Source organism: Kribbella sp. NPDC020701 (assembly GCF_055562215.1).
This window is the reverse complement of the sequence record NZ_JBVHFT010000030.1, coordinates 1-14,939: the sequence shown is the minus strand read 5'-3', so window position 1 is coordinate 14,939 and position 14,939 is coordinate 1. Positions and strand designations below refer to the sequence as shown.

The 14,939-nt window shown below is 68.8% G+C and carries 11 protein-coding genes and 1 pseudogene; 6 read left to right on the top strand and 6 right to left on the bottom strand.

Annotated features, from left to right (window positions below; genetic code table 11):
* Positions 1-81: 81 nt before the first annotated feature.
* The gene (locus ACZ3HV_RS41625; protein WP_465693146.1) at positions 82-1,452 is read right to left on the bottom strand and encodes an FAD-binding oxidoreductase; all 1,371 of its coding nucleotides are present in this window, start codon (positions 1,450-1,452) and stop codon (positions 82-84) included.
* The gene (locus ACZ3HV_RS41620; RefSeq protein ID WP_465693144.1) at positions 1,449-4,889 is read right to left on the bottom strand and encodes a BTAD domain-containing putative transcriptional regulator; all 3,441 of its coding nucleotides are present in this window, start codon (positions 4,887-4,889) and stop codon (positions 1,449-1,451) included. Before ACZ3HV_RS41620 ends, ACZ3HV_RS41625 begins: the two co-directional genes overlap by 4 nt.
* An 87-nt stretch (positions 4,890-4,976) precedes the next feature.
* Here ACZ3HV_RS41620 and ACZ3HV_RS41615 point away from each other — a divergent pair, with 87 nt between their 5' ends.
* On the top strand, positions 4,977-5,288 hold the full coding sequence (locus ACZ3HV_RS41615; RefSeq protein WP_465693142.1) for an antibiotic biosynthesis monooxygenase family protein: 312 nt from the start codon (positions 4,977-4,979) through the stop codon (positions 5,286-5,288).
* 35 nt (positions 5,289-5,323) lie between these two features.
* Here the strand turns inward: ACZ3HV_RS41615 and ACZ3HV_RS41610 are convergent, their stop codons facing one another.
* The 3 genes from ACZ3HV_RS41610 to ACZ3HV_RS41600 form a co-directional block, all read right to left on the bottom strand.
* Positions 5,324-6,502, bottom strand: coding sequence for a hypothetical protein (locus tag ACZ3HV_RS41610; RefSeq protein ID WP_465693140.1), 1,179 nt, complete (start codon positions 6,500-6,502; stop codon positions 5,324-5,326).
* 343 nt (positions 6,503-6,845) lie between these two features.
* Positions 6,846-7,241: a nuclear transport factor 2 family protein gene (locus tag ACZ3HV_RS41605; protein WP_465693138.1), complete on the bottom strand. Its 396-nt coding sequence runs from the start codon at positions 7,239-7,241 to the stop codon at positions 6,846-6,848.
* 65 nt (positions 7,242-7,306) lie between these two features.
* The gene (locus ACZ3HV_RS41600; protein ID WP_465693136.1) at positions 7,307-7,498 is read right to left on the bottom strand and encodes a hypothetical protein; all 192 of its coding nucleotides are present in this window, start codon (positions 7,496-7,498) and stop codon (positions 7,307-7,309) included.
* Between the two features lie 185 nt (positions 7,499-7,683).
* On the opposite strand from ACZ3HV_RS41600, the gene ACZ3HV_RS41595 reads away from it, so the two are divergent.
* The 3 genes from ACZ3HV_RS41595 to ACZ3HV_RS41585 all read left to right on the top strand — a co-directional run bounded on the left by ACZ3HV_RS41595 (position 7,684) and on the right by ACZ3HV_RS41585 (position 10,451).
* Positions 7,684-9,021, top strand: a complete 1,338-nt coding sequence (locus tag ACZ3HV_RS41595; protein ID WP_465693134.1) for a wax ester/triacylglycerol synthase domain-containing protein — start codon at positions 7,684-7,686, stop codon at positions 9,019-9,021.
* 417 nt (positions 9,022-9,438) lie between these two features.
* Entirely contained in the window at positions 9,439-9,768 is a 330-nt protein-coding gene (locus tag ACZ3HV_RS41590; RefSeq protein WP_465693132.1) for a cupin domain-containing protein, read from the top strand.
* Between the two features lie 245 nt (positions 9,769-10,013).
* Complete coding sequence (locus ACZ3HV_RS41585; RefSeq protein ID WP_465693131.1) at positions 10,014-10,451, top strand: ribonuclease H family protein; 438 nt, start codon at positions 10,014-10,016, stop codon at positions 10,449-10,451.
* Between the two features lie 212 nt (positions 10,452-10,663).
* Here the strand turns inward: ACZ3HV_RS41585 and ACZ3HV_RS41580 are convergent, their stop codons facing one another.
* The gene (locus ACZ3HV_RS41580; protein WP_465693129.1) at positions 10,664-12,685 is read right to left on the bottom strand and encodes an SGNH/GDSL hydrolase family protein; all 2,022 of its coding nucleotides are present in this window, start codon (positions 12,683-12,685) and stop codon (positions 10,664-10,666) included.
* A 367-nt stretch (positions 12,686-13,052) separates the two neighbouring features.
* Here ACZ3HV_RS41580 and ACZ3HV_RS41575 point away from each other — a divergent pair, with 367 nt between their 5' ends.
* Both ACZ3HV_RS41575 and ACZ3HV_RS41570 read left to right on the top strand, forming a co-directional pair.
* Positions 13,053-14,501, top strand: coding sequence for a hypothetical protein (locus ACZ3HV_RS41575; RefSeq protein ID WP_465693127.1), 1,449 nt, complete (start codon positions 13,053-13,055; stop codon positions 14,499-14,501).
* 127 nt (positions 14,502-14,628) lie between these two features.
* Positions 14,629-14,939 (top strand): annotated as a pseudogene (locus ACZ3HV_RS41570) (IS1380 family transposase); the annotation flags it as partial.

The following is a 14,939-nucleotide window of genomic DNA, read 5'->3' as shown; positions in this document are numbered from 1 at the left end:
CGGTCTGTCGTTGTTGTGATGACAGATCGACGGTGTCCCGGAGCGCTTGACGATTGCTTGTGACCGACTTGAGAGACCGGCTCAAGTCTGATGCGGTGCCATGAAGCGCCCGCCCGGATCCACCCTGCGACGGATCGCGGTCAGCCGGGTGTGGACGTCCGGCGGGAACGCTTTGCGCGTATCGCTGCTGTCGTCGAGCATCGGGAGATAGCTGCCTCCGGTCGACCATGGCCCGACCGCGGCCAGGAACCGCGCCGCGTCGTCGCGCTGCCGCGGCCAGTCCCCGGGTTCGAGCCCCAGCCCGACACCTAGTGCGAGGAAGGCGCCATCGAGGTGCGACAGGATGCCGCCGTCCGGGTCCGGCCGGGACAGCGCGCCGCCGAGCTGGCGCAACTCGACGATCGTGAGGCTCGTGCCGGAGCGCGGCCCGGCAGCCTCGATGACGGCGGCGATCGCCGCGTCGGGAAGCTCGGCCACCGGCGCGCTGCTCGCGTACGCGGGGGTCGGCTCTTCCGGCTCGAGGTGCAGCCTGACCAGGTCGGCGGCCGGGACCCGGCCGGTGGTGTCCATCTCCGGAGCGAGTGCGCGCAACGGCGCCAGTACGGCGTCAGCGAAAGCGTCGTCGCCCAGTACGGCGCCGTCGATGATGGCCATCCGGCGGCCACGGACCTCGGCCGGCATCGACCCACGATCGGGTACGTCGACCAAGCGGAACGACGACGTCACGTCCTCGGGTGCGTCCGCGCACCACTCGACCCACCCGGGCAGCACCTGGTCGACGGCCGTCCCGTCCCACGCGAGGAACCCGGCGACGGCAGTCTGGATCGGCTGGAGTTCGAACTCGAGCGCACAGACGACCCCGAGCGGCGTACCGCCACCACGGAGGGCCCAGAACAGCTCGGAGTCACTGTCGGCAGTCGCCCGTACGAAGGTGCCGTCGGCAAGGACGACCTCGACTGCGGTGACCGAGTTGCATTGCAGACCGAGTCGCCGGGCGTACCAACCGATCCCGCCACCGAGCGAATAGCCGACCACGCCGACGTCGGGGGAGGACGGATGGAGCGTTGCCAGCCCGTACCTCCCGGCCGCCTCCGCCACATCACCCCACAGGACGCCGGCGCCGACGCGCGCGATCCGGGTCGCGGGGTCGATGCTCAACTCAGTCATCGCGGAGGTGCGCAGCAGTACTGCATCGGCCAGCCTGCCGCCCAGCGCCGGAGCGCCGTGGCCGGTGCCCTGTGGCGCGACCTGGAGGCCGGCGGCTTCGGCGGCGCGGACGACCTCGGCGACCTCCTCGGGGATCGCGGGATAGGCGACGGCCGCGGGATAGTCGGAGACCACCAGATTCCAGGGTGCGCGCGCCATGTCGTACGCCGGGTCGCCGGGAAGCTGCACGGCGCCGCCGCAGAGCCCTCGAAGGCTCGCGGCCTGGAGACCCTGCTGCACCGTCACTGGAGCCTCCCGTTCTGGTCGTACGTCATCGTCCCTGCCCCGACTTGAGAAATTCCTGAGCCACTGAAGCCTGGGTCGATCCGGCGGCCGCGCCGTGCGAGCTCAGCCAGCGCGCGCTCGCGAACTTGACCGGCGCTTCGCTCCTCCGCCAACCGGCTTGCCGCTTCCAGCAGCGTGATCGCGTCATCGTCCGCCACGTCCGGGTGGCTGCCGAGCGCGCACTGCGCGCGGGCGAGGTCGACCGCCGCCGGCGTCGACGAAAGCAGGTTCACCGCCTCCACGAGGTCGTCGAGGCCGGCGCGGCCCCGGAACTCGCCCAGCATGCACAGTGTCCTGCCGAGGAAGCTCGGCGCGCCCCAGACCCGGAGCAGAGCCAACTCCTCCTCGGCTGTCTCGATGGCCTCCGCCGTACGGCCGAGCCCGTACAACGCTGCGGCCTTGATGGACCGCCACGGGTTCCAGGCCGGATTGACGATGGCGATCCCGTTTTCGGTCGGCTGCGGACTGCCGAGCACGACAAGCGCCTCGTCGCAGCGACCCTCGGCGACGAGCAGACGCGCCACGGCCTGCTGGTAGACGCGACCTCCCTCGCCGAACGCCGCACCATCGGCGAAGGCGTCGGCCGCCCGGCGGGCCGCAGCGAGGTCGCCCCGATCGAGCTCACAGCCGATCTGGAAGGCGCGGGCGAAAGGCTCGCCCACCCGCGTACCTCCCCAGAGGCGATCCTGGTCGAGGGCGGCCGCCAGGGACGCCAGGGCCGCTTCGAGCTCACCGCGCCGCCACTGCCAGAACCCCTCCCAGAGGCTGGTGGACAGGGTCGCGAACAGCGATCCCCGCGCGTGGCTGGCGGCGCGTGCCCGGCTCCAGAAGTCGCCGATGTCGTCGTCGGACAGGATCCGGACCGCGGCGGCATTGACCCAGAACAGCCCGTCGTCGACGGCGATCAGTTGGTCGCCGTCGAGCGCGAAACGGGCCATCGCGATGGCCCGTTCCCGGTCACTGCCGGCCAGAACCGCTTCCAACGCGACCGTGGCGGCCAGCATCCGCGATCCTGGCCCCTGCCCTTCGGGCTCCTCGGCGGGTGCCTGCCAGCCGTCGCCGATGCTGTGCATGAACCCACTGATGCGCTGGATGGCGATGAGCGCCTGGCGCTGGTCGGCCAGTCCGTCAGGGAGCGCCGCGGCGGCTTCCCGGGCGAAGGCCGTCGCGACTCCTGGCGGACTCGCGAACACCTGGGTCGAGGCGGCCGCGATGGCGATCTCGCTGCGGACGCGCGGGTCGTCGTGCAGCCGGTAGGCCTGCACCAGATGCTCGACGGCGGCCGCTCCGTCCACCGGCGCTTCTCGCATCCCGAGCTCGAGCACGACGTCGCTTCGCCACGAGCCAGTCGGCGACTCGGTGAGTGCCCGGCGGAGGTAGGTCACCGCGCTCTCCGACGCTCCGCGCTCGGCCGCCCCGCGTGCCGCCGTACGGAGCAGGCTCACGACGTTCTCGTCACCTCGGGGCGGCGCCAGCAGTACGTGTGCCGCGATCAGTTCGTCACTCGTCCGCGCCTCCTTGAGGACCGATGCGGCCCGCTCGTGGCAGAGGCCCCGCTCGGCGGCCGGCAGCGCGTGGTACACCGCGTCTCGGACGAGCGGGTGCACGAACGCCACTGGTTGCTCGTCCCGCACGATCTCGGTACGCGCGAGTGCGGCCAGCGCCTCCGCGGTTCGGTCTTCCGGGATCCCGGCCAATGCCGCAACCGCCGGCAGGGTGGCACCATCGCCGAGTACGGAGGCGGCGCTGGCGACGACCACGACCTCGGGTGGCAGCCTGCGCAGCTGCAGCAGCACCCGGCTCGAGACCGCGCGCGATCCGACTGCCACGACCCGGTCGGCGTGCGAGGCATCCGGCCGGACGCCGTCCGCGGCAAGAGCCTGGAGCAGTTGGCAGAGCAGGAATGGGTTGCCGGCTGTCGTCCGCTCGCAGGCGGTCACGAACAAGGGTGCGGGTCGTACGCCGAGCCGGCGCTCCACCAGTTCGGCGGTCGCCTCCACGGACAGCGGTGCCGGACGTACGACCAGCGCCTCGGGTTCGAGCGCCAGCTCCGCGATCAGGTCCTCGTGTTCGTTTTGCTCGCCGGTGCGCAGGGTTGCCAGTACCAGCACGGGTACGGCGGCGAGCCGTCGTACCAGGTATGCCAGGAAGCGCAGCGAGGCGCCGTCACACCACTGCGCATCGTCGACGGAGAGCACCAGTGGTCCCTCGGCCGAGAGGTTGACCGCCAGCCAGTACAAGCCGTGGAGTACGGCGAAGCCTTCGGCCCGGCCGCCGTCGGCGATGTCGAACACGGCCCCGGCTCCTGCCGCGGCACCGCGCAACAGCTCGTCGCTCCGCCCCACCTCCGCCTCGAACAGTTGGCGTACGACGCCGAACGCGAAGGCACTTTCCAGCGAGCTCCCGCGGGCCGACAGCACCCGCACCGATCGCTCGGCCGCGAGCCTGCGCGCCTCCGCCAGCAGCCGCGTCTTACCGATCCCGGCCGGACCCTCGACCAACAGCAGGCCGGGCTGCCCGCCCGCGAGACCATCGAGCATCGAACGGAGTGCGGCGAGCTCGCGGTCCCGGTCGACGAGGCCGTTGTGGTTCGCGGCCGTTGTCGGCCCCTTCTCCTCCCGCGGTTGCTTCGCGGGAACCAGTTCGGGCGACTGCGCGAGTACCTGCGCCTCCAGCTCACGCAGGGCCGGACCGGGGTCGACGCCGAGCTCGTCGGCCAGGGTCTCGCGGGCACGCCGCAACGCGGCCAGCGCGTCGGCCTGCCGATGGGCGCGGTACAACCCGAGCGCGAGCAGCCGCCACCGCTCCTCCCGCAACGGCTCCTCGGCGACCATCCCCTCGAGTTCGGCAGCGACGAGTGCCGCCTCCCCGAGATCGAGACGAGCGGCGAGGAGCCGTTCCCGGCCCACGGCTCGCAGCTCGGTCAGCCTGGCGATCTCGGCCCCGGCCCAGGGCTCGTCGGCGTACTCGACCAGCGCCGGACCGCGCCACAGCGCGAGCGCCTCTCGCAGCACGGCCTCAGTTTCCGCCGGGCTGGTCGTGGTCTTCTGCAGCAGCGTCTCGAACCGCCAGGCATCGACGGCGTCAGGAGGCAGTCGCACGGCATATCCAGGACCCTCGCGGACGACGACCGCGGACCGCGCGCGAGCCGGTGCTCCGGGCTGCAAGCTGCGGCGCAAGTGCGAGACATAGGACTGCAGGGCGCCGGCGGTGTTGCCAGGCGCATGCTCTCCCCAGACCGCGTCGGCAAGGCGCTCAGCCGGAACGACTTCGCCGCGTGCAAGCACCAGTACAGCGAGTACGGCGCGCTGCCGCCGCCCACCCAGATCCAGCACGGCGCCGCCGTACGACGCCGTGAACTCCCCGAGCAGACTGATCCGCAGCTGGTCCGCCCCCACGCCACCACCCCCACCGCCACGGTAAACGAAGAAGGCTCATTTCGACATCGCCTCCGCAGTGAGTGAGCGTCCCGCTACGGTGGCTGCATGATTGCGCGGATGTGGCGGGGCTGGGTACGTACCGAGAAGGCGGCAGAGTACGTCGAGATCGTGGAGCGCACGGGGATGGCGGGCTATCGCCGTACTCCGGGGAACGAGGGTGCCCAGCTGCTCACCCGCGATCTCGGTGACGGCCGGACCGAGATCATCACCCTGAGCTGGTGGACCGACCTCGACCACATCCGCGCCTTCGCCGGCGACGACATCAATCACGCCAAGTACTACCCAGAAGACGACGACTACCTCCTCGACCGGGAAACGACGGTCACACACTTCGAGGTAGCGCCCGCATCACCCTGACCCTCTGGTTGCCGGCAGCAACGAGAACGAGGTGGTCAGTGGCTGGTGACAACGAGCGTCGGTGGGTCGTGTACGAGGCCTGGAAGTGCGGTCGTCTCGTAGGGCTGCCGCAGTCCGGGCCGCCAGGCGAGGAGTCGGGTGCGGGAGCCCGCGTCGAGGGCGATCACCAACCAGTCATCACGGCCGGCGAACGCCAGCCCGGGTTGCGACTTGGTGGGCAGTTCGATCCCTGGCACTAGGTCCAGCCGGCCGGTGTCGAGTCGCATGATCGCGATGTCCATGGGCGGGAGCGGATGGCCCTCGAAATTTGAGTCTGTCGATGCTCGTTCGATCAGGAAGGCGACTCTGGTGCCGTCAGGGCTGACGACACCGCAGCACGCGGGGCCTGGAAGTGGGGATCCGAGGGTCTCCCGGCCAGCGATCGCCCGGCGGTGCAGCGTGCACGGTGACGCGTCGTCGTCACAGCCGCTGGTCCAGAAGACTTGGCCGGCGCCGGCGGCGAGCGGGGCCACCTGTTGGTCGAGCTTGGCCTGCAACTGACCGGTACGTGCATCGACGAGCGCGAGCCAGGTCGGTGAGATTCCCGGATCGGGCTGCAGCTGCCCGACGATCGTGTCGCTGACGATCGCGGATGCGGAGAAGCCGTGCGGCAGCCGCACCCGCTGCCCGCCGGTGACTGGAGTGATCGTTTCGTAGGGGGAGTCGAGGTCGCTGGCGAAGGAAGCGATCCAGACGCGATTGCCGTCGGTCAGCGCCCACTCGGTGGGACCGAGTGGGCGGACAGAACTCACCCGGTGATCGACGCCGATGCGCAACATCGCCTCGGGAGCTGTCTCGTTGCAGGACCCGGTGGTCGCGTACGCCGTGATCGGATCACCGGCCAGCACAGCGGCGTACTCGCCCGGACGGACGACCGCGCCAGGCAAGGTCGTCGCGTGGCCGCTGTCGAAGTCGACGAGTCGCACCCTGTCTCCGCCGAGCAGCACCTGGATCCCGGTGTGCTCCGCGGGCGGCGCACTCGACACGACAGGCAACAGCGTGTCCACCCCACACGCCCCCGACGCCGTCGGCCACGCCGTCGCCGGCGGCCCGTCCGGCACCGTGCTGATCAGCTCGGACGGGGCGGGACTCGGCACCGCCTGCTGTCGCGGACGATCAGTCGAGGCACGCAGAACAATCAGGCCCAGCAGCACCACCAGCACCAGAACCCACACGGCCCTCCGGCGCCCACGCCCCGAAGCGCTCCCCACTTCGAGGAGCTCTTCCTGATCGTGCTCCACGCAACCATGAAATCACCGACCCCGCCATCCGGAACATCAGGCTGAGTTCGGGCTTGTGGTCGCCGGTCGGAGCTCAGGCGTGAGGTCGCGCGAGGTGACGTAGCCGGGCGGTCAGGCCAGCGGTCTGGTAGCGCCAGAAGACAGTGACCGTGGCGCGCAGGGCCGGCGACACACTCCTTAACCACACGCTTCGGCCTGGAGAGCTGAGCCATCTGATGCTCGGTGTCGCAGTCGCAACCTCATTCGCCGAGTGCCGAGCGGTCGTTGCCCGTAGCGTTCAGGGGCGGCGGAGGTAGTACTCGGTGAACTCACGGCAGCGTCCTTCGCCGTCGAAGCGCATGATGAAGCAGTTCTCGTAGGTGCGGACGATGGGTCCGTCCGACACTTCGCGGTACCGCGAAGTGCCGGTGGCCACCACGGTGTCACCGTCGACGGCGACCGGAGCGTACTCGGCCTCGTAGGTGCCGGGCGCGTCGCGGGTGGAGGCGTCGCCCGACGCGCTCTGTCCGAGCCAGGATGCAACGACGGCGTCCCGACCGGAGATCGGCTCGTCACACGGGTGGTAGCGGTACGCGACGTTCTCGCTGAACAGCGTCGAAATGTCGCCCGGATCGTAGGACATCCACGCCTCGATGTACTGGTCGAGCCAGTCCTGAGCGGTCTGCTGGTCCATCGGCCCACCTTAGTCCGCTCGTCTCTCCGCGGAGAACGCAAATGCAGGCAGCCAGATCTTGGGCGTCAGGTGGTCTCGAGGAGGCCGAGTTGGTCTCCCCCCGGTACCGGTGCAGGTGACGAGTCGATCAAGTGCCATTCGGCCAGGGAGTCCATCGGTCGCTGATCGGCTGGACGCCCGAAGAACAAGGCGTACCAGTCGCATGCCGTGTCGACTTCCGCGACCGGTGTCACTGCCAGCACTGCGTTGATCGCCATCGGTGTCGCCCTTCTCGCTCGACTGAAGTGACTGGTCGTGATCGACGGTACCCAGAACTTGCGAACCGACCTCGCGGAGGTCGGTTCCGGCCTGACATCAGCGGCGCTGTCCGGGCCGTCCGGGGCGAGAATGGAGACCGCACCCCGCTGGAGGAACCACGAGCGCCAACAGGCTCAGTCGTCCTTTGTCCCGCGCAGCCGTTGCCGCGGGGCGGGCCGGCGATCGCACCTCGCATCCTGGGCTGGTCGTGCCGTCATGCGACGCGTTCTTCCTCCACGTCGAGACCGTCGGCGCGGCGCAGCACCTGGGCGGTCTGGTGATGTTCGAGCCGACCAGCGACGAGGCGGCCCTGTCCGTCGAGCGTGTGCGCGACGTCGTCCGGCACGAGCTCGAGAGGCTGCCGCGCTTCCGCCAACGGCTCGAGCCGGCGACACGCTGGCACCGAGCCCGCTGGGTCGACGTTCCCGTTATCGACTGGACGTCGCACATCAGCGTGCGCCGCTGTCCGGACGGCCAGGACGGCCTGCGGCGGATCGTCGCCGAGCTTGCCGAGACCCCGATGCCTCGGGACCGGCCGCTGTGGCAGATCGTGATAGTGCGCGATGCCGGGCCGGTGCGGTCCTCGACTCACCCCGCACCCGGCCGCGTTGGCCGGACGGCGATGATTCTTCTCCTGCATCATGCCGTTGCTGATGGAAACGGTGCGGTGCTGCAGGCGCTGAACCTACTCCGTCCCCGGATCGAACTTCCGAGCCCGCCGGCTCCTGCGCGAGGACACGTTCGGTTGACCACGGCAACGATCGTAGGACTCGCGCAATTGGCCGCCGACGGGGGAGCGGGCGGGCAGTTGGCCACGTCGACACGGCGCGACTTCGCCACCGCCGACCTCGATCTTGCCGCCGTCTGCGGGGCTGCCTCCACCCGGCAGGTGCGGGTGACCGATGTCGTTCTCGCCCTCGTCGCCGAGGCAGTAGCGGATACCCATCCTGAACTCAGCATCCGGCTCGGAGGCCGGCTGCGGGTCGCGGTTCCGCAGACGGTGCGCGGCCCTGGTACCGCCGCCGAGACCAACGGCACCGCGGCGGTGATGGTCGACGTGCCGATCGATGGCCGCCCGATCGAGGGACTGATCGCCGAAGTCGGTCGCCGTACTGCTCGCGCGCGTACTCCGAGCCGGGTCGTGGCGTCGCGGTTCGTGACGGCGAAGGGTTTGCGCGCCCTGCCCGAGCCCGCGGCCGCGTGGTTCGCGAGAACTGTGTACGGCCGCCATTTCCTGCACGCGATCATCTCGAACATGCGCGGCTCGCCAGTGCCCTTGTCGATGGCAGGGGTCCGCATCGCTCGGGTGTACCCGATCCTGCCCCTCGCACCGGGAGCCCCGCTCGCGTTGGGCGCGCTGAGCTGGGCCGGATCGCTCGGCATCGGTCTGGCCACCGACCCGGCGTCCCTCGACGCCCATGCTCTTGCCGCCCGGATGGAGCTTACGCTCAGCCGCCTGGCGACCGATCGGCCCATTCCTTGATGGTTTCGGCACCGGCACCGGCCGACGCGTCGAGTCGGTTGCCATGCGCAACGTTCGCCGCGCGCCAGGGGCCAGGGGCAGGACCGGCAGTCCCGGTGGGAGCGGTCGCTGTACCGACGCCGGCCGGCTCGTCCCACACCACTGGCTCGGCGCCCGTGCCTGCCTTCCGTTCCGCGTCTTCACCCCCGGCGGGCATAGGCCCAGCGCCCTGTGTTGCAGATCGGGGTCGGACGGCTCGTCCCGATCCGTGAGCGAGCGCGGTGTTGGCCAGTTCGAGCGCGGTTTCCAGCTCTCCGTGGGCGCGATAGGCGAGGTGAGATTGTTCAGGGCCGCATCCGGCGAGCGTCTGTGACCTGTGCTCGCCGGCCGTGACCTTGTGCATCGCCGTTCAGGCTCTCGCCGTGCGATCATCGATGGATGGATGTCTCGTCGATCGACGATTTGGCTGCTGAGCGGCTTGCGAAGGCAGCTTCGGCCGAGAGTGGGCGCAGCTCGGTCACGGTCTACGGCCGGCCCGGTGCCCGTCTCCGGCAGACGCTCATGGCGCTTGCCGAGGGTCGGGTGATGGGTGAGCACAAGAGTCCCGGGGACGCCTCGCTGCTCTGCCTACGTGGCCGTGTGCGCGTCCGTGCGGGTGACGCGGAGGTCGAGCTCGGTCCAGGTGATCTGGTCGCGGTGCCGCCGCAGCGCCACGACGTCGAAGCCTTGGCATCGTCAGTCCTACTGCTCACGGTCGCGTTGCACTGATCTGTCTCGCGCTGAGCCCGAGTGCGGATCGTGCGGTTGCTGATGGCAACTGATTCCCGGCGCGAGCGGCCCGCCGGCCGCAAACACAAGGCGGCACGACCCGGCCGCCCGCCGGACGCTGAACCACCTGTTTCAGCGTCCGGCGAGGTACGCCGCCTTCAGGCTGTGCTTGTCGGGATGCGCCGGCGTAGTAGTGGTTCGCTCTGATGCCTCCAGCCCGCGCCCGCCGTCCTCGTCCGGCCGACATGACAGTCCCCGTCGGCGCGCGCACGGTGTTCACCGACGGTGCCTGCTCGCGCAACCCTGGACCTGGAGGCTGGGCCTGGGCCCTGTCGAGGACCGAGTATGCCGCTGGTCACGAGCCTGCCTCCACGAACCAGCGGATGGAGATCCGTGCCGCCCTCGAGGCCGTGCGGGCCAACGACGGTCCGCTGCTGGTCGTGTCGGATTCGACGTACGTCGTCAACTGCTTCCGCGACGGGTGGCACACAGGTTGGCTCGAGCGAGGCTGGCTCACCTCAGCAAAGAAGCCGGTCGCCAACAGGGACCTCTGGGAGCCCCTGGTGGAGTTGGTGATCAAGCGCGGGGATGTCGCCTTCCAGTGGGTGAAGGGCCACTCCGGCCACGAGATGAACGACTTCGTGGACGGCTTGGCCGTCGCCGCCTGCTTCCCACAGCACTGACCTGGATGGACACACGCCATCCCATGTGCCCGTGAAGGAACATGCTTTGCGTCTTGTGACGATCTGGCGCGAGTGTTTCCTGATCGTGGGGGTGCGGTGCGGACGGGCGAGGTGCCTCTGCTCGCCGCGGAGGACGATGAGCGATGGATCGAGTACGACGTACCTCGTGGTGGAAACCGGGGACGAATCAGATCGACCTCGTGGCCCGCACCCTATGGCTTCGCGGAGCTTGCGCTCAGTCTTCGAAGGCTGTCATGGATTCGGCGCAGGATCCCGGTGTGATTGCGGTACCTGCCGAGCTCGGCTATCCACAGCAGCCAGGCGCCAGCGAGGAGGATTCCGATGAGCGGCACACTCGGCAGCATCCGGTCCTTGATCTTTCCGAGCGCCCAGCGCTGCGCCTCATCGGCACAACGCTTGCCGGTCTTCTCTACGTCAAGTTCAGCCAGACCGCAGGGCGGGGTGACCTCCGGCGGAAGGACTGTTGGCGCCTCGGCGTATGTCTGGTCGCGCGGCGGGTGTGCGCTCAGCCAGGCCGCGAGGGTGTCCGCCATCTGCTGATGACCGTCCTCATTGGGATGGAGGCTGTTGTGCACCCAGTTCTTGGGATACACCTGCGCTTCGACTGATCCGTTGATCGACTGCGCGCTGAGGAAGTTCACCCCGGTCTTCGGTCCGCCGTCACACAGCCGCAGCCTTTTCGCGACGAACGTTGTCCGCATCGTGTCCAGATAGAGGAACTTGGCCGCAACGGCTTCGTCCCGGATCACGATGTCGAGCTGGTCGATGAATCGGTGCAGGAAGTCGATCTCGGTCTGGGCCAGTGCAATGTCCGGGCACCTGCGCGCCGCGATCGGGTCGGGGTAGGGCACGACCAGGACCGGGATCCGGAGGTCCCGCTGTTCGAGGATCGACTTGAGCGAGGCATAGGTGGTCCGGATCGCGCGGCGGACGTTCTGGAGGTTTCCGGTCCAGAGCTTCTCCAGGTCGTCGCAGTGTCCGGGGGCCATGCACGTCGTTCCGATTGTTACGAATCCGGAGTCGTTGCCGCCGATGCCGAGCAGAATGAGATCGATGTCCGCGGCGCGCCGGTCGAGCAAGGCCTCGAGTTGCTGGAACTGGGTCTGGCCAGCGGTGCCGTTCACCGGTTCGCTCGGATACTGCGGAACACCGCTGCCTGCGGGCAGGTTGAGATGTGAGGTCCGGGCGCCCGAGCAGGCGAATGAGACTACGCCGGCCGGATAGTCCCTCGCGCCGCGATTGTTGGCGAAGACGAAGGGGTAGGCCGTAGGCGCCCGGCGGCACTCGTTCGCGCCGGCGTCGTCGGTGCCCCGGAAGAATGAACCGGCTCCTTCTCCGGACATGTACGAGTCGCCCAGTGCGACGATCATCCGGCCGGGACGCGGCTCGGGCGGAGCCGGTGCAGGATGCGCCGCGATCACAGCCATGACCAACAGCGCCAAGGCGACCAGTACGGTATCGGCCTGCGTTCGCGCCGCGATCAGGCCGAGCAGAAAGAACCCGGCGACACCGAACGCGAGTACCGGCCAATAGACCTGTCCGAGTTGCTGCAGGAGGACGACCGCCAGAACACCGACGGAGAGTGCGCCGACCACGGCGAGGATCCTGATGTTGCGAGTACGCCGAGCCATGACGGCGGGGCGGCGGAGCAAGTCCGCGGATAGCAGTGACACGCCTACCGGAGCGAGCACGACTGAGCCGCCCAGAAGAATCAGCGGAACCCACGGCCACCACCCACCCGGGTCCTTTGACGGCATCACCACGAGCCAGCCGGCGATGAAGCCCGCTGCGCAGATCGCCAGGACGATGCCGCCTCTCCAAGGTGCGCCGCGAGTGCTGGCGCGGGCCGCGAGCAGGAGATGCCCGAAGGCGACGTACCCGGCGACCGAGCCGACAACCCCGAGACCATCGACCTTGGCCAGCAGCCAGATGCCAATTAGGACGAACCCGCCGAGCCACACTGCCGTAGCCAGCCAGATGTCCCGATGGTGCCGGGATTGCTCGTCGATCGAGCCGAGCAATCGCAACAGGCTCCAGACGATGAGGCCGATGCCGGTCGCGATGTACACGACCGTCGGAACGTCGCCGCCCAGGAAGTTCGATCCGAGCACGATCAGAACCCCGATGGCCAGTGGGATCCACACTCGCTTGCTCCGCAGCGCCGGTCCGGCGGACCGGGGGGCCGCGTTCCCCGTTCCCCGCGCGTCGGTCATGTCGCCCCTCCTGAGGCATGGCCGGCCGGAGGATCGGACCTAGCCTCTTGTCACTCGGACCGGTGAGACGAGCCGGGAAATACATCGCGTTGCGGACGGGACCGGTCAGTGGCTTTCGGACGCACCGGCCACGCAGGGCGCCAACTGCATCACCCTGGCCACCCGGCCGATGAGGTCGGTCGGCGCCGGCGTAGGTGGCATTCTTCCGGTCGATTGATTGAAGCAATTGGGTGAATAGCGATGACAATTCCTGGTAACTCGGAGATAGCATTGACGCTGCTGCCGGCCGGGTTGCACGCTGGATGAATTCCGGGAAGGGCGGACCGGGACCCGACACACGGGGTCACCGGCTTTCCCGGGGGAATTCATGCATTCGGGGCGGAACTACTGCCGGTCGGCCGGCAGCACCACAAACAACCCTGGCACCACGGCACCACGCCGCACCACCAGGAGATCCCGCGACGCCCAGGTCGTCATAATTACCCTCGCGGCCCTGGCCCTTGCCGTCATCACCACCGCAGCCGCGTATCCGAATCCGCCAGTCGACCTGACGGTGACGCCGTACGTCGTGCAGGCCGGCGACATGGTGACTGTGAACGGCACGGGCCTGGTTGCTTGCCCTCAGGAAGCGAAGTTGGTCTGGCAGCTGGCCGGAGATCCTCCTCAGGATCTGGACTCGATAGACGTGCCCTTGAACGACGACAAGTCGCTGTCGGCTGAGATTCCTGTACCGACCAAGGCTCAATCGGGCAACCTGCTGACTTTGAGTGCGCCTTGCTCGAAGAGCGAGGAATACGAGCAGGTCGCAGTGGTCGGCCTCGAGGTCGACAAGACGTCCGGGGCTCCCGGGGATCGGGTGCAGGTTCAGGGTGACGGCTTCACCCCCTGCGTGACGGTCGAGGTGAGGTGGGAGGCCTTGAAGGAGGCGGAGGTTCTCAAGGCGTCGAGAGGCGCGTTCCGGGGTGAGTTCGCCGTACCGGATGACGCCCCGGCCGGGGACACCCATGTGGCGGTGGGGTGCCCGAAGTTTGGGACCTACTCGCTCCGGTTCACTGTGGTGCTCCCCACGACGCCGACGCCTACTCCGACCCCGACCGCGAGTACGCCGATCAACCCTCCCACCACGGTGACCTCGTCGCCGGTGCCGAGTACGCCGCCGACGACCACGCCTTCGAGCAGCCCGACGCCTACGCCTGAACCGACGACCAGTTCGGGCGGGGCGCCGCCGACCACGTCGGTGGGGCCGTCGCCGACTGCCGTGGTGCCGCCGACGACCGGACCGCCGCCTTCCCCTCCACCGACTCCGCCGCCGGTGAAGCACGTCAACCCGGTGCTGGCGACCATGTCCGTTCCGTTCCCGGTGGACTTCCAGATGTCGCTGGTGGCCGTGCTGGCTGTGCTCGCACTCGCCGCGCTGTTCTTCCTGCTCGTGGCGTTTCCGGCTGAGCTGTTCAACAAGACCTATGAGAAGAACGAGACCGAGATCAACAAGGCGTTCGGGTGGATGAGCGGCGTCGAAGGCGGGCGCGTGCGGCGCTCGCTGGGATTGGTCGGCTTCCTCGTCACCGTCGCATTGATGTCGCTGCTCCTCGCCGACCGGGAGCGACCCGACGGCAACGTCGTGGCCGAGTTCATCGCGTTCCTGGTCGCGACCCCACTCGTCATCCTCATCTACGAAGGATCGATGGAACTGTTCCGGCGGTCTCGCATGCACACCCCGGGCCGTCTACGAGCCTTGCCGTCCGCGTTGTTCGTCGGACTCGCGTGCTGCCTCCTCTCCTGGGGCCTGCACCTAGCCCGGACAGTTCACGGCTGATCGGCCGACTCGTGCCGTAGAAGCACCGAAGTGCCTGTCCTGTAAGGGATTCTTGGACTTGCGACAGTCAAGAACTTCTCACGGAACGGGCACTCGGTAGGTGAAGCGTACTTCGTGGTCTGCAGGGTTGTCAGTCACCGGCGACGGGACCGGTGTCGTGGCGCACGCGGGCAGTGTCGCGACCCGGATGTTGGCCGACCGGGCCGGCCTGACCGGTGAGCTGTCCAAGGCGTTGAAGCGTCGGTCGTTCACCCCGGTCCACGACCGGGGTCGGGTGCTGGTCGATGTCGCAGTGATGCTCGCCGATGGTGGGGAGGTGATCGCTGACATCGAGGTGCTGCGTCACCAAGCGCCGGTCATGGGAGCAGTCGCGTCGGCGCCGACGGTGTGGCGAGCCCTGGACGAGCTCACCCCGGCGGCGTTGAAGAGGATCCAGAC